Source organism: Eikenella sp. NML99-0057 (assembly GCF_001648535.1).
GTDB classification, from domain to species: domain Bacteria; phylum Pseudomonadota; class Gammaproteobacteria; order Burkholderiales; family Neisseriaceae; genus Eikenella; species Eikenella exigua.
In genome coordinates, this window is record NZ_LXST01000002.1 from 53,938 (window position 1) to 75,509 (window position 21,572).

Consider the following 21,572-nt stretch of genomic DNA (forward strand, 5'->3'; position numbering starts at 1 on the left):
TATATTGCGGTGCTAAAGAAGGCTTAGTGGACGCCGTCGACGTCTGCATTGTCGAACCATTCTTCCGCTTTATCGACAGCGGGTTTGATGGCGGAGCAGTATTGCTCATTGTTGAGCTTTCTGCCGCCAAGGAGGTTGATTTCGGCCATTGTGGCGTTGCGGACATCGGCTTCGCTCAATATATTTTGGCAGCCTTGGTTGCGATAAACGGCGCCGGCGTTCTCAACTTGAAGGGTTCGCACGGCCTCTTCCTTGCTGTAGCTTCTGCATGTTACGTTGTAGGTGACCATGTGTGCCCGTGCGACGGCAATCTCTAGGCACAAGGCTTTTTGCGACTGACGGGGGCGGCGGTTTGCCCTGCCGTTTGGTGCGGCCAGGGCGAGTGCGGGCAGAAGTAGAGCGGATACGGCAAGCAATGTTTTAAGTTTCATGGTTTTTTCTCTCGTTATGACAGCGGTGGGAGAGCCTGCCCGGGCGGCTGTCGGCGTTCGGGCGGGATGTTGTGCGTATGGCGGAATCATGGCGTAAGGCAGGTGAAAAGGCGATAGCTTTCATGACTGTGCCTATTGTATTTTCAGGTAGCCTTGAAGCTATTCTTGTCGCTGCCACAACACAAACGCCTCGTGTTTTTCGCGCGGGCGGTTGGCGCTGGCGAGTTCGGTGGCATCGGGCACGGATTCGTGGCGCAGGGTGGTGACGAAGCGGCAGTTTTCGCCTAGAGGGTAACGGCTGTATTCCTGCCAGGCGTGGCGCACCACGGCATGCTGCGCGGAAACGCAGGCATCGGCCGGCAGTTCGGCTTCCAGCTGCTGCACCACGGGGCGGTAGCTTTTGGCTGCATCCAGCCAGGGCAGGAACAGAGTGAGGATGAGCGACCAGCACAGCGTGAGCCCGGCCGCCCAGTTGGTTACCGCCTGCCGGCCGCGCACATATTTGCGCGTAATCGCCAAGAGCCACACCGGCGTGAACAATACGGCCACGATAACCGGGAAGTAATCGATATCCCGCTGATAATACGGGCTGAAATAAGCCGCGCGCTCGGCCAGCTTGGCCGGCCAGCCGAAGTTCATGGCGAAAAAGCCGAGCCACACAAACAGCGCCAGCGAGCCGAACGTCATGATGCCGAACCAGTTGAAAAACGCCGCTGCGCCGCGCCGAAGCTGGTCGGCCTGCGCCGCTGCCGCCAACACCAAAGGCGGCAACAGCAACATTAAATGGTCTTCCATGTGCTGCGGCGAGGCGGCCAGCACGAGGCCGAACACAGCCAGCCAAATCAGGCACAGGCTGTTCCAGCCGTGGCACGGCAGGCGGCGCTGGCGGTAGAGCGTCCACAAGGCCAGCGGCCAGGCCGGGAAGGCAAACCACAGCAGGTTTTTCAGATAATAAGCGGCGGAAAAACCGAAATCCAAGCGGGCGAAGCCGCCGAACGGCGCGAGCGCGTGATACCGCCACCACTGCAGGAAGGCCTCGTGCGACAAACCATTGAGCACCAGCGGCCATACAAACAGCAGAGGCAGCGTCAGCCCTGCCGCCGCCAAAAGCGTGAGCCAGAAGCGTTTGTTGTGCCAATGCGAATCCAGCAGCAACAGCGCCGTGGTGAGCATCACGCCCAACAGCGGCAACAGGCTACCTGAAAGCGACAATACCGTCCAACCCAAGAGCGTGAGCACAATCGCCTTCACCGTTTTCTGCCGCGCCATTGCCAGCGCGTAGAAACTCAGGCTTAAGCCGCACAGGGTAACGATTTGCCCGCCGATGAAGTGGCTCATCATCAGCAGACCGGGGCAGCCGATCAGCACCAGCACCGCCGTACGCCCGTTGCGCCGCCCCAAAAGCATCCGTCCCGCGCCGCCCATGGCCGCGAGCGACACCGCCGCGAGCAAGGCGTTCACCATGCGCACCGCCTCATACGGCGGCAGATGGCCGAACAGTTTCAAAAACAGCAGGGAAAGCCACATATACAGCGGCGGCACATCCCAAAACAGCGCCCCGCCATCCTGCGGCAGCCACCACTGCCCGCCCTCCGCCGCCTGCCGGATGACCGCATACACCAAGGTTTCGTCTTGCCACAAATCGTGCGCGAACACGCCCGGCCACAGCCAGACAAAAGCCAGCAGCAGCAAGAGCCAGGGCCGCTCGTAGGTGGGCGGGGCGGGGCGTTGCTCGGGCGGAACGTAGGTTAGCATGGGATGTTTGGCGAGAAATTCAAATTGGGCGCTATTGTATAGCAAAGTGCGGGGCGGGGGTGGATAGGCAGGAGGCTACCTGAAAACGAAGCGGCCACGAAGTGAGCATATGACAGGGCAGGGTGGTGCTGTGCCGCCGTTTGGCTGCGTTTATCAGCTTTCAGGTAGCCTGCCGGGTTCAGTTGGCGCGGCGCAGGTAGGTGGCGAAGCGGGGGGTGCCTTTGGCGGTGAAGCCGCGGTATTTGTAGGTGATGCGGCTGCCGATTGGCGGCGGGTTGCGGCGGTCGGTGTCTTTGAAACCGGAGCCGATGCGGAATTCGCCGGTTTCGTTGCGGCAGGACACGGCGCCGAGCAGGCCGGCGTTGCGGCCTTTGCCTTCGTGGTGGGCGGTAACGATACATTCCGCGTCGTGCGCGCTTTTGAGCTTGAGCAGGTTGTCGCTGCGGCCGCCCTGGTAGGGGATATTGGGGTTGCGCAGCATCACTCCTTCGCCGCCTTGGGCTTCGATTTGGCGCAGGAATTGTTGGGCATGGGCGGCATCGCGCACGGGGGTTTGCGGGATGACGGCGATTTTGGCCTGCGGATGGGCGGCGAGGTGGCGCTGCACGAGGGCGAGGCGCTGATACAGGTTGCCCGGGGCTTGCGGCGCATCGAAAACGTGCAGCCTGATGCCGCTCCAATCGCCGTTGGCGCTGCGGACGGCGGCGGAAATCTGCTCAAATGCGCCGCGCCGGCTGTAGAGCTCGCCGTCGAGCGGGTAGGGCGGGAAATCGCGGGTGAAACCGGCGGGTGGGGAGAAGGGGTGGCCTTGGCGGCTGATGAGTCTGCGCCCGTCCCAATAGGCGCGCACGCCGTCGAGCTTTTCGCTTATCGCCCAGCCGGCAATGTTTTGGCCGCTGTATTCTTTGGCCAGGATAAGGTTGGGTGCGGCGTGCAGGGCGGGGGCGAGCAGAAGGACGGCGAGGAAGGGGAGGAGTGATTTCATGGCGGTGCTTCGCTTGGATGAGATAGTTAAGGCTACCTGAAAATGTTGGTTTTGGCGAGGCGGAAAGCCATTTTACAGTTTTCAGGTAGCCTGAAAGGGATATACGGCAGAAAACACCTACCAATGCCTTGTATGGCCGGAATGGGGTTCTCAGGGTGCAGGCTGCTTTTGGGCGGCCTGCTGCCATGCAGTTACTTGCTCGATAAAACCTTGTTTTTCGGCTTCATCAGCAAAAATGCTGTGCGGCAGAACGATGAACGCGCTGCCGAAAATCAGGAGGATATCGCCCTTTACGGTTTGCACGCTGTCTAAAGTTGCCCAGCCGAACCATGATTCGTGCTGCTGCGGATAAATTTGGCGGCAGCCTGCGCTGTCGGCGGTGAAGCGGCTTTCGTGCAGCAGGTAGCTGTAGCGGTAGATATATTTCAGGATTCGGCGGTTGAATATGCTGCTGATGACGTAGATCAGGAGAAAGCCGACTGCGACGATATTCGCCGCTGTTGTGTTGGCATGTATGATGGAGCCGAGCGTATCTTCGTCTAAATAGCATTCTTCCAGCAGGGCAGACAGTTGGGTTTGGTTGTGGAACAGCAGAAAAGACATCGCCAACACAATAATGAGGAGCGGCAGATAAAAGCACAGCAGCGGCGAATATTTGCGCGGCGCGGCTTTGTTGTAATACCTCATCTGGGCATAAGCGCCTTTCAGGTATTCCTCGGGCGTGGTCGGCACGGTGTAGCTGTATGTTAAGGGTTCGGACATGGGGTTCTCTGTTGGAATTTCGTTTATATTTGTTTGATTCTTAATTGATGCCCACAGGCTACCTGAAAGCGCGGTTTCAGCGCAATTTCTGCAAAAACGGATTAAATGCGATTTCCCACAAAAAGCCGTCTGGATCGGCGAGGTAGCCGCTGTAGCCGCCCCAGAACACTTTCTGCGGGGCTTTGATGATGGTGATGTTTTTCGCGGCAAACCCGGCAAACAGTGCGTCCACTTCGGCTTCGCTGCCCACGTTGTGCGCCAAGGTAAAGCGTGGGAATCCGCTGCTTTGCTCCGGTATTTGTGCATCGTGCGCCAGGGCAGCTTTGCCGAACAGGGCGAGCAGCAGCGTGTTTCCGGCTTGGAAAAAGGCAATATTTTCGTTGCTGTCTGCCATTTCCTGCCAGCCGAATACATCCCGATAAAAACGGCGCGATTCGGCGAGGTTGGCCACGCCGAGCGTAATGTAGTTGATATGTTGTTCCATTGACTGTCCTTGTGGCGAGAGGAGATATTGAGAGGCCACCTGAAAAGCGGTTCTGCATTTTCAGGTAGCCTTTGTCATGCCGCGCTTTAAGATGAGGCGAAGGCTTCAAACGGCACGGCGAGCATGGGCTCGGCGCCTTGGCGGATGCGTTCGGCGCAGGCGTGGGCTTGGGGCAGAACGTAGGCGAGGTAGGCGCGGGCGGTGTGCTGCTGGGCTTGGCAGAATGCGCTGCCGAAGCGTGCTTCTGCGTTGCGCGCGGCTAGGAAGTTTTGTGCCAGGGCGGCAGCGCCGAGGGTGAGGGAGATTTGCTCCAGATAGGCGGTGGCGTTTAGGGCGGTGGCAGCGGGGTTGGTTTCGTGCTGCTGCACGAGGAGGGCGGTGCTGCGTTCGGCTAATTCGAGGGCGCGCTGGAGCGGCTCGGCGGTGGCGGGCTCAATGGCGGCGAGCTCGTTGGCAGTCTGCTGGGCTTCGGCGAGCAGGGTGCGTACGAGGCTGCCTTTGTCGGACACGGTTTTGCGGGCGAGGTCGGCGGCCTGCACGCCGTTGGTGCCTTCGTAGATGGCGGTGATGCGCACGTCGCGCACGAGCTGGGCGATGCCGGTTTCTTCTATATAGCCTGCGCCGCCGAACACCTGCATGGCGAGGTTGGCGAGCACGGTGCCGTTGTCGCTGCACCAGGCTTTAACGATGGGGATGAGGTAGTCGAGCCGGCCTTTGGCGGCTTTTCTGGCGGCAGGGTCGGGGTGTTGGTGCGAAGCGTCGAGCGCGGCGGCGGCTTGGAGATACAGGGCGCGCTGGGCGGCGATGGTGGCTTTTTGCACCAGCAGCATGCGGGCGACGTCGGGGTGGTGGATGATGGTGAGCGGGGTGCCGTCGGGCGCGCTGCCTTGGATGCGTTCGTTGGCATAGGCCAGCGCGAGCTGGTAGGCGGCTTCGGCCACGGCGTGCCCTTCGATGCCCACGCCCAGGCGGGCGTGGCTCATCATGGTGAACATATAAAGCAGGCCGCGCCCGGCTTTGCCGATGAGGTAGCCTTCGGCTTCGTCGAACTGCATCACGCAGGTGGGGCTGGCGTGGATGCCCATTTTGTGTTCGATGGCGGTGGCGGATACGCCGTTTCTCTCGCCGATGCTGCTGTCGGGCTTGATTTTGTATTTGGGCACGATAAACAGCGAAAGGCTTTTGATGCCGGAGGTGGTGCCGGGCAGGCGGGCGAGTACGAGGTGGATGATGTTTTCGGTCAGTTCGTGTTCGCCCCAGGTGATGAAGGTTTTCTGGCCGCTGATGCGGTAGCTGCCGTCTTCCTGCGGCACGGCTTTGGTGGCTACTTGGGAGAGGTCGGTGCCGGCCTGCGGCTCGGTGAGGTTCATGGTGCCGCTCCAGAGGCCTTGGCTCATTTTGGGCAGAAAGGTTTGCTTCTGCTCTTCGGAGCCGTGGCGCATGATGGCTTCGATGGCGCCCACGGTGAGCATGGGCAGCAGCGAGAGGGCGAGGTTGCCGCAGTAATACATTTCTTCGCACGCGGCGGAGATCACGGCGGGCAGGCCTTGGCCGCCGTATTCGGCCGGGGCGCGCAGACCGGGCCAGCCGGCTTCGCAGAAGGCTTGGTAGGCGGCGGCAAGGTCGGGATGGGTAACGACTTTGCCGTTTTCCAGGCGTGCGCCGTGCAAATCGCCGGTGCGGCCGGTGGGCAGGAATACTTCTTCGCTGAACTTGGCGGCTTCTTCGATGATGGCGGCGGCGGTGTCTTCGTCCAGGCCGCTTTCGGCATACCATTGGGCGATTTCGGCCAGGTTGCCGTGGGTTTGCAGGGCGAATAAGAGTTCGTTTACGGGGGCGCGGTAGGACATGGAAGGCTCCTTTGTAGTAGGGAAAAGATACGGGCTAGCATAGCAAATCTGCGCGGGCTTGGGTATGGCGGGCGCGGGTTTTGTGCGGCGGGGCTGATGGGCGGCAAAAGGCTGGTTGGAGTTGGAGGCTACCTGAAAACCTGTTTCTTCTCGCTGTGGGAGAGGCGGAAAGCCGCAGGTTTGCAGCGTTTGAACTCCGTTGAAGCGTGCGTTTTCAGGTAGCCTTCAAGCAGCGGGATAGATGTTTACAATATCTTGTTTTTTGTTACAATCCAATTATCGGCAATACCCTTTTTCCCCTTTCCAAACAGGAGCGGCAAGATGAAGCAAACCATGATGAACACGGCAGCGGGCGCGTTGGCGGCAGTGCTATTGGGCGGCGCGGGCTTGGCATATGCCAACCCCTATCCGGTTGGCTCGCAGCAATGGCACAACTTTAATGGCATCATGCAGTCAGAAGCAGATCGGATACAACGCGAGCGCAATGCCACACGGCAACAGCCGATCAACCGCGGCCCCACCGCCGCCGAAATACGCGCCTGGCAGCAGCGCGAGGCAAAGGTGCAAGCCGAAATCGCGGAACTGCGCCGCACACCGTATTGGATGGCTTTGGCTTGGAATCCTGATAAAAATACCATAGCATGGCCTGGAGGATTTAGTTCAGAGCAAAGGGCTATTGAACGCGCAAAAGAAATATGTGCCTCTCCCAATTGCCACATTATTGCCACCTTCAACAATACCTGCGCGCATTTCGTCAGTTCAGTGCCAAGACCGCGCTCGGTACGGGATTTCTTTGTGGCCTACGATCGTGACGGTAATCGGGCAGAACAAAAAGCCATTCAGGCCTGCGAGGCGGTGCATGGCAAGCGGGAAGACAGATGCTTCTCCTCCCTGCTGCGAACGCCGCATGGGGAAGGCATTTTCTGCGTGGGCTACGACCACAGTCTTTACAATCAGCGCTAAAACCTGCCGTTTGAGGCTGACAAGGCTACCTGAAAACAGGAAAACTGTTTCAGGTAGCCTTTGCTTAGGGCTTGGGCACAAATTTTGCCTGTACGCCGATTGCCTGCAGTTCGGCGAGGTGGTTTTTCATGTGTTTCCAGATGCCGCTGCAGTACACGAAGGGCGGGGATTTGCTGAGCGCGAGCGCTTGGGCGGTGTTGAGGCCGCGGTGTTTTTTCAGGCCGGCGGCGAGGCGGGTGCTTTGTCGGCCGGGATGGGAAACGATGATGTCGCCGAAAACGTAGTCTGGATCGTTGGGCGGGGTGGTGCAGCGGGCGATTTCGGCGGCAAGGTGCTGTTCGGCAAAGGATTGTTGCACTTCGCGCCAGAAGGAGGCGGCGGTGTTGCAATAATCGGCGATGTATTGGGCGGTGGCTTCGGGGCTGCGGGCGGCGTGTTGCCGGATGTGTTGGATATGTTGCGCCAGCTCGGCCAGGCTGCCGGCGATGGCTTCGGGTTGCATTTGGTCGTGCCAGGCGAAGTAAACGGGAAAGCCTTTTGCGGCTTGGTTTAAGTCGATGATGAAAGGATCGTCCATGGCGTTGAGGGCGAAGACGTATTGGCTGGCGGAGAGAGGGGTGTTTTCTTTGTAGTAGGGATCTTGGAAGGCGGCTAAATCGGCGTTTTTAGGGAAATGCAGGGGAAAATAGCCGTTGTTGTCGGGCTTGGCTTGGATGGTGGCGATAAAGCTGGCGAGGGCGGGCGGGAAGAGGAGCATGGCGGGTGAATGCGTGAGGAGGGGGAGGCGGGCTGTTTTTCAGGTAGCCTAATGGATGGAGGCTACCTGAAAAATGGCGGTCTTGCCGGCGTTTTGTGCGTGCTCTTTGCGATATTCTCAGGTAGCCTTTGGTTTGCGCGGCCAGCTCAAACGCCGAGCAGCGGCACGATAATCGGGGCGAGGAAGGAGGTGAGGATGCCGTTGAAGATCAGGCCGAGGGTGGCGTAGGCGGCGAAATGGCCGCTGATTTCCAGGCTGGCGGCAATGCCGATGGCGTGCGAGGCCGTGCCCTGTGCGATGGAGTGCGAGATGGGGTTGCGGATGTGGCTGTGGCGCAGAATCCAGAAGCCGATAAACTGGCCGGTGAGGCCGGCCAGCAGCACGGCGGCCACGGAAACGGCGGGGATGCCATCTAGCACGTGGGTAATTTCCAGCGCAATCGGCATGGTAACCGATTTGGCGGCGAGCGACTGGCTCACATCGTGGCTGGCGCCCAACCAGTGGGCAAACAGCACGCCGCTCACAATTCCCACCACGCTGCCCACCAGCTGCGAGGCGGCAATCGGCAGCCATTGGCTGCGGATGCGCGGCCATTGCTGATACATGGGGATAGCCAGGCACACGATGGCCGGCTGCAGCCAAAAGCCGACCATGCGGCCGGTTTGCATGAAATCGTCGTAGCGGATGCCGAAGAGTTTCAGGTAGCCTATTACCAAAAGCGTGCTCACCATCAGCGGGTTGGCCAGCGGGCTGCCGCTGCGCAGGCGCAAAAACAGGCTGAGGCGGTAGAGGCCGAGCATCATCAAAACCAGCACAATGGGGTTGGTGGCGATTTCCCTCATTTGTGTTTCCTCAGTATTTCATGCGTTTTCGCGCTGGAGAGCAGCACCAGCACGCTGCTGGCCACGGTGGCGATGGTAATCGACCAGAAATCGTGCGCCACGATGGAGAAATAATCCATCAATGCCACGCAGGCGGGAATCATCAGCAGCATCATGTGCTGCATGAGGAATTCGGTCATCGGTTTGAACCAGGCTTCCTTCACCCAGCCGGCTTGGAGCAGGCCGAACAAAATCAGCAGGCCCACAATGCTGGCAGGCAGCTTGAGGTGGGTGAGGTGTAAAAGCACTTCGCCTGCGGCTAGGCAGGCGAAAACGATAATGAGTGCGCGTAACATGGTTACTGGCCTAAGAGCAATGTTGGAAAGGGCGAATTATAGCACCGGATGGGCGCTCGGAAGAGATGAAGGCTACCTGAAACCTTTTCAGGTAGCCTTCATCTCTATTTGGAAAAGGGCGGATTAGTAGCCCAAACGCTGGCAGATGGTGGAAGACAATCCGGCCTGGTTGAGGGTGTAGAAATACAGGCCGGGGGCACCGTGGCGCAGGAGGCGGCCGCATTTCGGTTACCACGTCCAGCCCCAAGGCTTTGATGGAGGCGGTGTCGTCGGCATAGGATTGCAGCTTCAGCCGCCGCCGGCGTGAGATTTCGGTGCCGAACATATCGGCGAAGCAGGTGAGTTTGGAGAAGTGGGCATCGGCATTGAAGAAAAACTGAATGATGGCGGAATCGGCGCCGGCTTTACACTTTGTGCACGAAGCTTTGGATGTTGTCTTCGGTGTTGAACGATTGCAGGTGGTATTCGGAGTAGGCAGCCACTATTAGATTGGTTGCGGGTGATTTTCTGTTTTTGCGGCCTTCAGGCGTGCGGGTGGGGAAAATTCGAAGCCGAGAGTATTGTGTTGCATGATGGTGGAAACTAAATGCGAAAGAAAGGCGATACGGTAGCGGGCAACGGGGGGTTAGGCAAGGGCGTAGCGCTGAAAAATTAGCGCTAGTAGATGAATAGGATTCATGTTGAGGTGGAGGCTAGCTGAAACCAATTATCTAAAACAGGGCAGCATTTCAGGTAGCATATATTGCATTTAAGTTATATGGAACAATCCACTAGCGATGGATTGGCTAGCCATCCTTCTGCCGATGTCGCCAAAATGGTTCACGGCATAAATATGGTGTTGAGTTGAGCAGCATGGAAGCAGATAAGAAGGCTACCTGAAAATTTAGCTTCGCCGAAACCCCGCTGTGCGGCGTTTGAGAGGCGTTGAAGCTGTGTTTTCAGGTAGCCTGTTTTTAGGCAATCGCTTGCCGATGATTAGTTCTTGCTCTGATCCACCAGTTTGTTTTTGGTAACCCAAGGCATCATGCTGCGCAACTGTGCGCCCACCTTTTCAATCTGGTGGGCGGCGTTTAGACGGCGGCGGGCAGTCATGCTGGCGTAGTTGGTGGCGCCTTCTTGAATGAACATTTTGGCATATTCGCCGCTTTGAATGCGGTACAGGGCTTTTTTCATCGCTTCTTTGGTGGCAGATGTGATGACTTCTGGGCCGGTAACGTATTCGCCGTATTCCGCGTTGTTGGAAATGGAGTAGTTCATGTTGGCAATGCCGCCTTCGTACATCAAGTCCACAATCAGTTTCAGCTCGTGCAGGCATTCGAAGTAGGCCATTTCGGGCGCGTAGCCGGCTTCCACCAGGGTTTCAAAGCCACATTTCACCAGTTCGACCGCGCCGCCGCATAATACGGCTTGTTCGCCGAACAGGTCGGTTTCGGTTTCTTCGCGGAAGTTGGTTTCAATCACGCCGCCCTTGGTGTTGCCGTTGGCTGCGGCGTAGGAGAGGGCGATGTCGCGGGCTTTCCCGCTTTTGTCTTGATACACGGCAATCAGTGAGGGCACGCCGCCGCCTTTGAGGAACTCGCTGCGCACGGCGTGGCCTGGGCCTTTGGGGGCAATCATTACTACGTCTAAATCGGCACGCGGCACGATTTGGTTGTAGTGCACGTTGAAGCCGTGAGCAAAGGCCAATACGGCGCCCTGTTTCAGGTTGGGCTCGATTTCGGCGCGGTATATGGCGGGCTGGGATTCATCCGGCAGCAAAATCATCACTAAATCGGCGGCTTTGGTGGCCTCAGCCACGGTGCGCACGTCGAAACCGGCAGCTTCGGCTTTGTTCCAGGAGCCGCCTTTGCGCAGGCCGACAATCACGTTTACACCTGAATCTTTCAGGTTGGCCGCGTGGGCGTGGCCTTGCGAGCCGTAGCCGATGATGGCCACGGTTTTGCCTTTGATGAGGGAGAGGTCGGCATCTTTATCGAAGTAAACTTGCATGTGGATTCCTTTTTTGGATTCGGTTAAACAGGGTAGCCGGCGCGGCCGTTATGCAGTGCGGCGGGCTGGCAGGTGGACATAGCGGTGGCAGGTAAAGGCACCGTCGCATGTATTTAGATGATGCATGCTACCCGAATTTTGACAAGTCGACAGCGTTTTTAGACAAGTTTTCAAAATAGGCTCGAGGAAAGGTAAAATGTAATGTTTTTTAGGCATATTGTCTAATTTGACCTCGTAGAAACTCCGCTTCACTACGTTTTCAGGTAATCTTATTAATGCTGCCTGAGCAAATTTTTCAAAAAACCACACCATGAGCCGCCAAGAGCTCGGCCTGATTTTCCTGCTCGCCGGCGTGTTTTGTATCTGCTTTGCCGGATTTCGGCAGTTGTATGTGATGATTACTGAAAGCTATACCCTCAACCACTTCTGATACTGTTTGCTCAGGTGGGTGCTCCAGTAGTCGGGCAGCTCCCGCCCGTGGCGAGCAAGGGCTATGTAACGAAGTATCGCATGCAGCAGGCCGCTGTTAATTGCGGGGGTAGTCTCAGTTCAGTTATAGTTTGAAAAACTGTCTGAGACATATTGAAAGCACAGGCCGGCAGTTTTGCCTGGCCTGTGTTTTTTGATTGCTGTATCCATCGATGAAACCTTTATTATGAGCAAACCCCACCACCCTGTTACCCCAGCCATCCGTTTTCTGCGTGCACACAAAATCGAGCACACCGCCATGCAGTATCCCTACGAAGAGCACGGCGGCACGGCGCATTCCGCCGAGTGCCTCGGTATCGACGAACACCAAATCGTGAAAACCATCGTGCTGATTAACGAACACAAAAAAGGCCTGATTGTGTTGATGCACGGCGACCGCCAAATCTCCACCCGCAACCTTGCCCGCCAGCTCGGCATGAAACACGTGGAGCTGGCCGCGCACGACCAAGCGCATAAATGGACGGGCTATTTTGTGGGCGGCACCAGCCCCTTCGGCTGCCGCACCGCGCTGCCGGTGTATGCCGAACGCAGCATCTGGGATTTGCCGCTGATGTACATCAACGGCGGCGGCCGCGGCCTATTTGTAACCGTTGCCCCCGCCCCCGCGCTCGCCGCCCTGAACGCGCAGCCGGTGGAAGTGGCGGTGGATTAGCCGCTTGGAGCGCGGTATAAAAGGCTACCTGAAAGCGCAAGCTGCAACGCAGTGAAAATAAGTGGTGTGAATTGCTGCAAAGCTAAAGTTTCAGGTAGCCTTAATCTGCTAAAATCCGTTTTTCATCAATCCAAACCACAGTTGCTCAAAATAGAAACCAGATCGTGCAGTGAGCCAACGCCGTATTGTTTCTATTTGGATAACCATAAACACTCGGCAGCCCGAACTTGCTTCAGGCTGCCGCACACCTTTGTCGGTACACTATGAATCTCCCTCTGCCCAAACCCGCGCAAAAGTCCTGCTGGCCGCAGCTTTCCGCTGGCAGCCTGCCTTATTTTCTTGCCTCCGCCCTGCCGGAAAAACCGCTCAAGCTCGTGCTCACGCCCGATGCCGAAACTGCGCTGCGCTTGCAAACCGCGTGGCAATTCTTCCGCCCGCAAGACAACACGCTGTTCCTGCCAGATTGGGAAACCCTGCCTTACGAGCGTTTTTCGCCGCACCAGGATTTGGTGTCTGAGCGGTTATCCGTTTTGTGGCAGCTTAAAAATGGCGCGGCGGACGTGCTGTTTGTGCCCGTTGCCACCGCCATGCAACAGCTCGCGCCGCCGCCCTTCCTGCTGGGGCGCACGTTTTGGCTGAAAACGGGGCAGACTCTGGATTTGGATAAACTGCGCGAAAATCTGGTGGAAGCCGGCTATTCTGCCGTGTCCAACGTGGTGGCCGGCGGCGAATTTGCCGTGCGCGGCGGGATTGTGGATTTGTTCCCCATCGGCAGCAGCACGCCCTATCGCATCGATTTATTCGACGACGAAATCGACAGCATCAAAACTTTCGATCCCGACACCCAGCGCACCCTTGCCCCCGTGTCTGAAATCCGCCTGCTGCCCGCGCACGAATTCCCCACCGATGCCGATGCGCAAAAAATCTTCCGCACCCGCTTCCGCGAGGAAATCCAAAGCAACCCGAACGAGGCCGCCGTGTATCAAGCCGTGAGCAACGGCCAATTCGGCGCGGGCGTGGAATACTACCTGCCGCTGTTTTTTGAAGACGGCTGCGCCAGCCTGTTCGACTACATCGCCGAAAACGCCCTGGCCGTATGCGTGGGCGATGTGCACGCCGAAGCCGTGCGCTTCGAAGGCGAAATCAAATCGCGCCACGCGCTGGCGCAGGGCGACCCAAGTTATCCGCCGTTGCACCCGCAGCATTTGTATCTTACTGCCGACCGCTTTTCAGGTAGCCTGAAAGCCTACCCGCAAATCTGGCCCGATCTTTCCGCCACCTCGCCCCATACCCTGCCCGATGTGGCGGTAAACCGCCAATCCGAACAACCGCTGGCTGCGTTGCAAGATTTTCAGACAGCCTTTGGCGGCCGCATTCTGCTGTGTGCCGAAAGCGCCGGCCGGCGCGAAACCATGCTCGGTTTCTTTGCCCAGCATGGCCTGAAGCCCAAACCCGTGGCCGGCTGGCAGGCATTTTTAGATGACAACGCGCCGCTGTGCATCACGGTTACGCCGTTGGCAGAAGGCTTCCAATTGGGCGGGCTACCTGAAAACAGCCAGAATGCCCTTTCAGGTAGCCTGCACCTCGCCGTCATCACCGAATCCGAGCTGTATCAATACGTTGCCCGTTCGCGCGTCCCCAGCCGCCGCAAGAAGCACGCCGCCGTGTCGGACGGCAGCCTGCGCGATTTGGCGGAAATCAGCATCGGCGACCCCGTGGTGCACGAAGAACACGGCATCGGGCGGTATCGCGGGTTGGTGCTGATGGGCGAAGACGAAATGCTGCAACTGGAATATGCCAACGAAACACAGCTCTATATCCCTGTTTCGCAACTGCATTTAATCAGCCGCTACTCCGGTCAGGCGCATGAAAACGTCGCCCTGCACAAGCTCGGCAGTGGCGCGTGGAACAAGGCGAAACGCAAAGCCGCCGAAAAGGCGCGCGACACCGCCGCCGAGTTGCTCAATCTCTACGCCCAGCGCGCCGCCCAATCGGGACACAAGTTTGAAATCAACGAGTTGGACTATCAGGCGTTTGCCGACGGCTTCGGCTACGAAGAAACCGAAGACCAAGCCGCCGCCATCGCCGCCGTGATTAAAGATTTGACGCAGGCGAAGCCGATGGACCGCCTCGTGTGCGGCGATGTCGGTTTCGGCAAAACCGAAGTCGCCCTGCGCGCCGCGTTTGTGGCGGTGATGGGCGGCAAACAGGTCGCTGTACTCGCCCCGACCACGCTTCTGGTCGAGCAGCACGCGCAAAATTTCGCCGACCGCTTCGCCGATTTCCCCGTGAAAGTCGCCAGCCTTTCGCGTTTCAACAACAGCAAAGCCACCAAAGCCGCACTGGAAGGCATGGCGGACGGCACGGTCGATATCGTTATCGGTACGCACAAATTGGTGCAGGACGACATCAAATTCAAAAACTTAGGTTTAGTGATTATCGATGAAGAACACCGCTTCGGCGTGCGCCAAAAAGAGCAGCTCAAACGCCTGCGCTCTAATGTCGACATCCTCACCATGACCGCCACACCGATTCCGCGCACCCTCAGCATGGCGCTCGAAGGCTTGCGCGACTTCTCGCTGATTACCACCGCGCCCAGCCGCCGCCTCGCCGTGAAAACCTTTGTCAAACCGTTCAGCGAAGGCAGCGTGCGCGAAGCCGTGTTGCGCGAACTCAAACGCGGCGGACAGGTGTTTTTCCTGCATAATGAAGTGGATACCATCGAAAATATGCGCGAGCGGCTGGAAGCCTTGTTGCCCGAAGCCCGCATCGGCGTGGCGCACGGACAACTGCGCGAGCGCGAACTGGAGCAAGTCATGCGCGACTTTTTGCAGCAAAGATTCAACGTGTTGCTCTGTTCCACCATTATCGAAACCGGCATCGACATCCCCAATGCCAACACCATCATCATCAACCGCGCCGACAAATTCGGGCTGGCGCAACTGCACCAGCTTCGCGGGCGCGTCGGCCGAAGCCATCACCAAGCTTACGCCTACCTGCTCATGTCCGAATACATCACCAAAGACGCAGAAAAACGCCTCGACGCCATCGCGGCGGCAGACGAACTCGGCGCAGGTTTCACCCTCGCCATGCAGGATTTGGAAATCCGCGGCGCAGGCGAAATCCTCGGCGAAGGGCAGTCCGGCGAAATGATACAGGTCGGCTTCACGCTCTACACCGAAATGCTCAAACAAGCCGTGCGTGACCTCAAAAAAGGCCGCCAGCCCGACCTCGACGCACCGCTGGGCATCACCACCGAAATCAAACTGCACAGCCCCGCCCTGCTGCCTGAAAGCTACTGCCCCGACATCCACGAACGGCTCGTCCTCTACAAACGCTTCGCCGTCTGCGAAACTGTGCAGCAAATCAATGCAATACACGAAGAGCTGGTTGACCGCTTCGGACTGCCTGAACAACCCGTCAAAACCCTCATCGAAAGCCACCACTTACGGCTTGCAGCAAAAGAATTGGGTATCGATGCCATTGATGCGACCAGCGAAGCTGTAACCGTTACCTTCGGCAAAAATCACCAAATCGATCCAGTGGAAATTATTCTGCTGATTCAGACCGATAGAAACTATCGGCTGGCTGGGGCGGATAAGTTGAAGTTTACGGAGGAAATGGAAAACATCGAAGTCAGGATCAACACCGTGAAGAACGTGTTGAAGACTTTGAAAGAAAGAGTGATGAAGGAATAAAGAGTAATGAAAGAAAAGGTCGTCTGAAAATTTTTCAGACGACCTTTTCTTATCCAAAATTTGTAGGTCAGATACTTGTATCCGACAAAACCTCCTACATGAAGCTGTCGGATTCGAGAATCCGACCTACACCTGTTTGGAAAAACTTTTCATGTAGTAGGCGAAAGATTTATGATGCCGATTGGCAAAGCAGGAAACAAACAAAATATCCTTGTATGGATGCTTCTGATGTAGTTTGGAGCAAGTTCCAGCATTCATTTTTTACAGGGCTGTGAAATTTCCAATAATCCAGCGTAGTTTATTTGCAAAGGAAATATTATGTCTGAACTCAAAATTTTTAAAGACGAACCTGATGATACCGAATATTTTGCGTGGAGGAGAAGTAACTCTGGAGGCTATGTGTTGAATATAAGAAAAACCTACTTTTCTGATTACCCCATGATACATAGAGTAAAAGAAAATGGAACAGGATGTATGAGTACAAAAAAGAAAGATGGAACGAGTGCGTACACAACAAACGACTACTACAAAGTATGCTCCAGTTCTATTACTGAACTGGAAGCCTATTCTTGGCAGGAACATCACAAAGCCTTGACTCCATGTAAAAAATGTATGGGGGACTACATCCCCAACGAATACATTGGAATATCCACTTTTCAGGTAGCCTCTCAGCAATCTTTAGAAAATGATTTAGATGAACTTAACCAACGCCTAGAAAAAGGCACAACCGAAGAAACCCAAATCCAACGTTTGATTAACGCCAGAAAAGGTCAAGGAACATTTAGAAACAGTGTATTGAAACTATATCCGCAGTGTCCCATTAGCGGCGTAGATATGCCCGAATTATTGATTGCCAGCCATATCAAACCTTGGTGTGACTGCAAAGATGATAACGAACGGCTTGACCAGCACAACGGCTTGATGCTTGCCCCGAATATTGATGCCTTGTTTGATAGTGGGCTGATTATGTTTGAATCTGATGGCAAAATTCGTATTAGTAAAAGGCTTTCTGAAAAAAACTTGTTCCGACTTGGTATCTCTCTTGATGCGGTATTAGAAATCCACCCTGACAGCGAAAAATATTTTGAATGGCATCGAAACAAGGTATTTAAACCATAGAATAGGTGGTAAACGTGGCCAGCATAATCGTCTTCAAGACCGTCTAAAAAGGCTACCTGAAACCGCAAATCTCCGTTTCAGGTAGCCTTTTTGATGAGGCATCTTCGCTCCCTTGCCAATACCTGCAACAGATTGCCTGCAAATTCCCCCAACACCCGCTTGCTGCTTGGCAGGCGGGCGCTTTTCAGGTAGCCTTTCTCTTTTTCCAAATCCTATTTTCCGCCCGCCATGAACACCGAAAACGAATTGCCCGAAATTGCGTCGCAAGCTTTGCCCGATGGGGCGGTTGAGATTGAGTCTGCTGCGATTGAAACGCTTGCCGCAGTGGTGGCTGAGTCGCAGGCTGCCGTGTTGGCGGAAATTCCTGCGCAGCTAGTGGCTGATGGCGGTGAAGAGGTTGCCGAGCCGGGGCGCAAGTGGCGCGAGGGGCGGATTGTGGATGCTGCCGTGCGTGTGTGGGATGCTGCAGAGCGCACCGGCGTGGCCGATGTGGTGAACAATGGCGACGAGCCGCCGTTGAGCGTGTTTTTGGTGGGCGACCTGTTTGCCGCCACCGACCTTGCCCCCGAGCCGGGCGATGTGTTGCGCGGCGTGTTGCAGAGCCACCCCGTTAGCGGCTATTGGCTGCTCGACAGCGCAGAAAATGCCGCCACGTCCAGCCTACAGCGGCGCAGCCCGGAAGAAGAAGAGGCGCTGCATAAAGAGCGCAAGCAGGCCAAGCGGCAAGATAAATTGGTGAACGGCGAAACCTATGTGGGCAAGGTGGTGCGCTGGAACGAAGAGGAAAAATCGGGCTATATCAAGGTTAAATCCATCAAAGCGCGGGTGTTTTTCCCGCAATCGGCCTTTGTGTTCCGCGATAAAAGTCCGGCCAATCACCAGCAGGTGAGCTTTGTGCTGGGGCGGCGGCGTGGCGAATGGGTGGCCACCCGTGTGATTCCGCAAGGCTACGAACTGGGCTGGGCCGACCGCGAAAGCCCTTCTTCCGGCACGATTTTGGGCGGCGGTTTCAGCGAAAGCCTGCTCGGCGGCACGTTTATCCTGCTGTTCCTTGCCGCCGTGTCCTTTATTTCCCTGCCGCTGGCTGCGGCCTATTTGCTGGCCAGCTGCCTGCTGCTTATTCTCTACCGTACGGACAAGCGCAGCGCCCAAAGCGGCCGCACCCGCGTGCCCGATGGCGTGCTGCACCTGTTGGCCATGCTCGGCGGCTGGCCCGGCGGCCTGTTGGCGCAGATGCGTTATCAGCAGCACACCGCCAATATCCGCTTTGTGCGCGCTTTTTGGTTTAGTGTGGCGCTGAATGCCGTGGGCACTTATGTTTTGCTGGTGTACTTTATCGGCTCGCCCGCGTTTGCCTTCTTGAAAAACTAGCCGCATGAACAGCTACTGCGCCCTTGCCAACAGCCTGCCCGCCGACAGCCCCGACCCCAACAAGCATTATCACGACTATCTCTACGGCTTCCCCATCGAAGACGACAACGAACTCTTCGGCCGCCTGCTGCTCGAAATCAATCAGGCCGGCTTGAGCTGGACGCTGATTTTGCAACGCGCCGCCGGCCTGCGAGCCGCCTACGCCGGTTTCGACATCGCCGCAGTGGCCGTCTTCGGTGAAGCCGACCGCCAACGCCTGCTGGCCGACGCGAAAGTGATCCGCAACCGCCTGAAAATCAATGCCGCCATCCACAATGCGCAGCAAATCTTGCAGCTGCAACAGGCATTCGGTTCGTTCAAAAACTGGCTCGATGGCCACCATCCGCAGCCGTTGGCCGATTGGGTGAAGCTGTTTCGCCGTACTTTCAAATTCACCGGCCCCAAAATCGTACGCGAATTTTTGGTGAGCACAGGCTACCTGAAAGGCGCGCACAGTGAAGACTGCCCAGCCGCCGAGCGCGCTGCTGCCGCTAATCCGCCGTGGTTGCGGGGCTGATGCGACTGGCAAGTTAGAAAAAGGCTACCTGAAAGCGTTATCTTTGCGAGTTTCTGCGAAGCTGAGTTTTCAGGTAGCCTTTTTGTTTAGCTGTGGGCGATAGCTTATGTGGCGGGGCAGGGCGGCAAGTGGCTCCGCCGTTTAGTTTTGCCTGTTCTTTCGAATTTTCAGGTAGCCTCAATTGCCGGGTTGCGATGTTGTTTCAGGCAGTCCTTCATTTCCGCTGGCGGGAGGTTGGGGCAGGTGGTGGTGGAAGAGGCCTTGTTCGGTAATGGTCCAGAGGGCGGCGTCGGTGTGCATGGTTTTGAGGGCGTTGTTGGTCCAGGTGTTGCAGGTGTAGAAAAGGTTGTAGCTGCCGACGGCTTCGTAGAAGGCATCGTTTTCGCCGTAGGCCATATCGGTGGGGATGGGGAGGGTGCGGCCGTTTTGCCATTGCAGGCTTTGGCGGATGTAGGAAACGAGGCGGCGGTATTGGGCGCGGCTGATGAGGATGGGGGCGCAGCGGGTGCAGCCTTCGAGGCTGTGGTAGTAGGTGGCGTGGACGGCGTTGCTGGATAGGCCGGTGGCGGCTTTGATGGCGGTGCTGAATTTGAGGTCGGCCCAGGTGGGGGTGGTGAGGTAGAAGTTTTTGTCGCCCAGTCCGATGGCGAGCCAGGGGGCGTATTCTTGGCTGCGGGTGTGTTCGGCGGGGAAGACGGCTCGCCAGTCGGCTTCGCTGCTGAAGGTGGGGACGACGATGTCGGTGTGCACGCCGTTGGAGAGCAGCCATACGGTGATTTCGGGTTCGCCTTCGGGCCGGCCGGGGCTTTTGATGCGGGGCAGCAGCCAAACGGCGGCGCCGTAGAGTAGGAGGAGGGCGGCCAGGCTGAGGAGGCTGCGGCGGATGAGGCGGGAAAGTTTGGGCATGGTGTGCGGTTTGAGGCTACCTGAAAGTTTGGGCTTCGCGGGGCTTGGCTTTCAGGTAGCCTTTGCTTATTCGGGCTGGGGCTGGTAGTTATCCAGCAGCTGTTCGATTTGTTGGAGGGAGGTGAGGGGGCGCAGTTGGGTGAAGAGGTGTGCAGCTTGGGGGTGGCTGGTTTTCATCATGCCGAGCCATTGTTTGAGGCGGGCGGCGGGGTAGGGCGTGTTGCCGGCGTGTTCGCAGCAGAGTTGGAAGAACCGGCGTATCCACACGAGATAGTCGGCGAAACCGGCGGGCTGGGGCAGGAGGCCTTGGTTGTGGCGCTGGATTTGGCGGGCGAGATCGGGGGTGATGACGGCGCCGCGCCCGAGCATCACATCTTGGCAGCCGCTGGTGCGGCGGATGGCGAGGTAGTCGGCCAGGCTGAATACGTCGCCGTTGGCGATGACGGGGATGCTGAGGGCTTGGCGGATGGGGGCGATTTGCTCCCAATGGGCGGGCGGGCGGTAGCCTTCGATTTTGGTGCGGGCGTGCACGGCCAGCGCGGAGGCGCCGCCTTGGGCGATGGCTTGGGCGCACTCGATGGCGAGGGAGCTGTCTTCGTAGCCGAGGCGCATTTTGGCGGTGAGGGGGATATTTTCAGGTAGCCTTTGGCGCACGGTGGAGACGATTTGGCGGATGCGTTCTGGCTCGCGTAGGAGGATGGCGCCGCCTTGGTGTTTGTTGACGGTGGGGGCGGGGCAGCCGAAGTTGAGGTCGATTTTTTGCGCGCCTGCGGCCACGGCGGCTTGGGCGTTGGTGGCCATGTTGTCGGGGACGCTGCCGAGCAGCTGGAGGGTGCAGTGGGTTCCGGCGTGAGTGCGGCAGCCGTGATCGATTTCGGGCATATGCCGCCGCCAGGTGGCGCGGGAGTGCAGGGTGTGGGTGATGCGGACGAATTCGGTAACGCATTCGCTGTAGCCGCCGATGTCGGTGAGCAGGCGGCGCATGACGGGGTCGAGCAGACCCTGCATGGGGGCTAAAATTAGGTTCATAGGGGTATTTTAAGTTTTCAGGTAGCCTTTGAGATAGAGGCTACCTGAAAAATTTGTGGTGAAGGTATTCCATGCCATTACCGTTTGTCGGGCTTCGGCAAAGTCTGGACGAGTTGTGTGCGCCCCGATTTGGCGGTTAGAGGATTTTTTGGCTGCCTTCGAATACTTGGATGCTGTAGTCGCACACGCGGTCGATACAGTTGGGCATGGTGAGGGTGAGGGTGTATTGGCCGCTTTGGCGGGCATACCAGCCAAACATGGGGGAGGCGTGGGGATCGGTGTCGGCGATAAGGGTGCGGCCGTCGCGCAGCAGGGTGAGGTTAATGTTGTTGCATTGGCGGCTGCAATCGGCGAAGAAGGGGTAGTGTTTGCCGGCACGCAGGTTGATTTGCTGGGGTTTGGATTTGCCTTGGGACAGGCTGCCACGGAAATGTTTGTGCAGCCGGGCGCGTCGGTCTTCTTTGCGCACGATTTCGCGGTTCATGCGCTGCGCCTGCGACAGACAACAGCAGAATGGACAGAAGCGAAGATAAGGCAGCGTGTGGGCATGGCGGTGGGGGCTTGCTGAAGGGGAAAACGGCAGGCTACCTGAAAACGGT

Annotated in this window: 19 protein-coding genes and 1 pseudogene; 6 read left to right on the top strand and 14 right to left on the bottom strand. The window is 57.4% G+C overall.

Annotated features, from left to right (window positions below):
- Positions 1 to 23 precede the first annotated feature (23 nt).
- The 6 genes from A7Q03_RS03735 to A7Q03_RS03760 all read right to left on the bottom strand — a co-directional run bounded on the left by A7Q03_RS03735 (position 24) and on the right by A7Q03_RS03760 (position 6,267).
- Entirely contained in the window at positions 24 to 431 is a 408-nt protein-coding gene (locus A7Q03_RS03735; protein ID WP_067447466.1) for a hypothetical protein, read from the bottom strand.
- 159 nt (positions 432 to 590) lie between these two features.
- Complete coding sequence (locus A7Q03_RS03740; RefSeq protein ID WP_067447845.1) at positions 591 to 2,186, bottom strand: glycosyltransferase family 39 protein; 1,596 nt, start codon at positions 2,184 to 2,186, stop codon at positions 591 to 593.
- Between the two features lie 178 nt (positions 2,187 to 2,364).
- The gene (locus tag A7Q03_RS03745; protein ID WP_067447468.1) at positions 2,365 to 3,171 is read right to left on the bottom strand and encodes a DNA ligase; all 807 of its coding nucleotides are present in this window, start codon (positions 3,169 to 3,171) and stop codon (positions 2,365 to 2,367) included.
- Positions 3,172 to 3,321: 150 nt separating this feature from the next.
- A complete protein-coding gene (locus A7Q03_RS03750; protein ID WP_067447470.1) occupies positions 3,322 to 3,933 on the bottom strand; it encodes a hypothetical protein in 612 nt (203 codons plus the stop codon).
- A 76-nt stretch (positions 3,934 to 4,009) separates the two neighbouring features.
- Positions 4,010 to 4,417 carry a VOC family protein gene (locus tag A7Q03_RS03755; RefSeq protein ID WP_067447473.1) on the bottom strand — a complete coding sequence of 136 codons (408 nt, stop codon included), beginning with the start codon at positions 4,415 to 4,417 and terminating at the stop codon, positions 4,010 to 4,012.
- A gap of 86 nt (positions 4,418 to 4,503) precedes the next feature.
- A complete protein-coding gene (locus A7Q03_RS03760; protein WP_067447479.1) occupies positions 4,504 to 6,267 on the bottom strand; it encodes an acyl-CoA dehydrogenase in 1,764 nt (587 codons plus the stop codon).
- 321 nt (positions 6,268 to 6,588) lie between these two features.
- On the opposite strand from A7Q03_RS03760, the gene A7Q03_RS03765 reads away from it, so the two are divergent.
- Positions 6,589 to 7,230, top strand: a complete 642-nt coding sequence (locus A7Q03_RS03765; protein ID WP_067447481.1) for a DUF4189 domain-containing protein — start codon at positions 6,589 to 6,591, stop codon at positions 7,228 to 7,230.
- Between the two features lie 64 nt (positions 7,231 to 7,294).
- Here the strand turns inward: A7Q03_RS03765 and A7Q03_RS03770 are convergent, their stop codons facing one another.
- From A7Q03_RS03770 to ilvC, 5 genes and pseudogenes are all read right to left on the bottom strand, one after another.
- Positions 7,295 to 7,987: a hypothetical protein gene (locus A7Q03_RS03770; RefSeq protein WP_067447485.1), complete on the bottom strand. Its 693-nt coding sequence runs from the start codon at positions 7,985 to 7,987 to the stop codon at positions 7,295 to 7,297.
- Between the two features lie 146 nt (positions 7,988 to 8,133).
- The gene (locus A7Q03_RS03775; protein WP_067442778.1) at positions 8,134 to 8,829 is read right to left on the bottom strand and encodes an LrgB family protein; all 696 of its coding nucleotides are present in this window, start codon (positions 8,827 to 8,829) and stop codon (positions 8,134 to 8,136) included.
- On the bottom strand, positions 8,826 to 9,164 hold the full coding sequence (locus tag A7Q03_RS03780) for a CidA/LrgA family protein (protein ID WP_067442780.1): 339 nt from the start codon (positions 9,162 to 9,164) through the stop codon (positions 8,826 to 8,828). Before A7Q03_RS03780 ends, A7Q03_RS03775 begins: the two co-directional genes overlap by 4 nt.
- 123 nt (positions 9,165 to 9,287) lie before the next feature.
- Positions 9,288 to 9,646, bottom strand: a pseudogene (locus A7Q03_RS10560) (methylenetetrahydrofolate reductase); the annotation flags it as partial.
- Positions 9,647 to 10,139: 493 nt separating this feature from the next.
- Positions 10,140 to 11,153, bottom strand: coding sequence for a ketol-acid reductoisomerase (gene ilvC / locus A7Q03_RS03785; RefSeq protein ID WP_067447487.1), 1,014 nt, complete (start codon positions 11,151 to 11,153; stop codon positions 10,140 to 10,142).
- Between the two features lie 655 nt (positions 11,154 to 11,808).
- Here ilvC and A7Q03_RS03790 point away from each other — a divergent pair.
- The 5 genes from A7Q03_RS03790 to A7Q03_RS03810 all read left to right on the top strand — a co-directional run bounded on the left by A7Q03_RS03790 (position 11,809) and on the right by A7Q03_RS03810 (position 19,038).
- Positions 11,809 to 12,294: a YbaK/EbsC family protein gene (locus A7Q03_RS03790; RefSeq protein ID WP_023887707.1), complete on the top strand. Its 486-nt coding sequence runs from the start codon at positions 11,809 to 11,811 to the stop codon at positions 12,292 to 12,294.
- Between the two features lie 263 nt (positions 12,295 to 12,557).
- Positions 12,558 to 15,992, top strand: a complete 3,435-nt coding sequence (gene mfd, locus A7Q03_RS03795) for a transcription-repair coupling factor (protein WP_067447489.1) — start codon at positions 12,558 to 12,560, stop codon at positions 15,990 to 15,992.
- A gap of 318 nt (positions 15,993 to 16,310) precedes the next feature.
- Positions 16,311 to 17,111 carry an HNH endonuclease gene (locus A7Q03_RS03800; RefSeq protein WP_067447491.1) on the top strand — a complete coding sequence of 267 codons (801 nt, stop codon included), beginning with the start codon at positions 16,311 to 16,313 and terminating at the stop codon, positions 17,109 to 17,111.
- A gap of 228 nt (positions 17,112 to 17,339) precedes the next feature.
- Complete coding sequence (locus A7Q03_RS03805; RefSeq protein ID WP_067447493.1) at positions 17,340 to 18,482, top strand: DUF1294 domain-containing protein; 1,143 nt, start codon at positions 17,340 to 17,342, stop codon at positions 18,480 to 18,482.
- Between the two features lie 4 nt (positions 18,483 to 18,486).
- Positions 18,487 to 19,038 (top strand): DNA-3-methyladenine glycosylase I, encoded by a 552-nt coding sequence (locus tag A7Q03_RS03810; RefSeq protein WP_067447495.1) that lies wholly within the window; start codon positions 18,487 to 18,489, stop codon positions 19,036 to 19,038.
- A 177-nt stretch (positions 19,039 to 19,215) separates the two neighbouring features.
- Here the strand turns inward: A7Q03_RS03810 and A7Q03_RS03815 are convergent, their stop codons facing one another.
- The 3 genes from A7Q03_RS03815 to A7Q03_RS03825 all read right to left on the bottom strand — a co-directional run bounded on the left by A7Q03_RS03815 (position 19,216) and on the right by A7Q03_RS03825 (position 21,457).
- Positions 19,216 to 19,944: a TIGR02117 family protein gene (locus tag A7Q03_RS03815; RefSeq protein WP_067447498.1), complete on the bottom strand. Its 729-nt coding sequence runs from the start codon at positions 19,942 to 19,944 to the stop codon at positions 19,216 to 19,218.
- Between the two features lie 66 nt (positions 19,945 to 20,010).
- Entirely contained in the window at positions 20,011 to 20,973 is a 963-nt protein-coding gene (locus A7Q03_RS03820) for a tRNA-dihydrouridine synthase (protein WP_067447500.1), read from the bottom strand.
- Between the two features lie 136 nt (positions 20,974 to 21,109).
- Complete coding sequence (locus A7Q03_RS03825; RefSeq protein ID WP_067447502.1) at positions 21,110 to 21,457, bottom strand: hypothetical protein; 348 nt, start codon at positions 21,455 to 21,457, stop codon at positions 21,110 to 21,112.
- Positions 21,458 to 21,572: the final 115 nt, after the last annotated feature.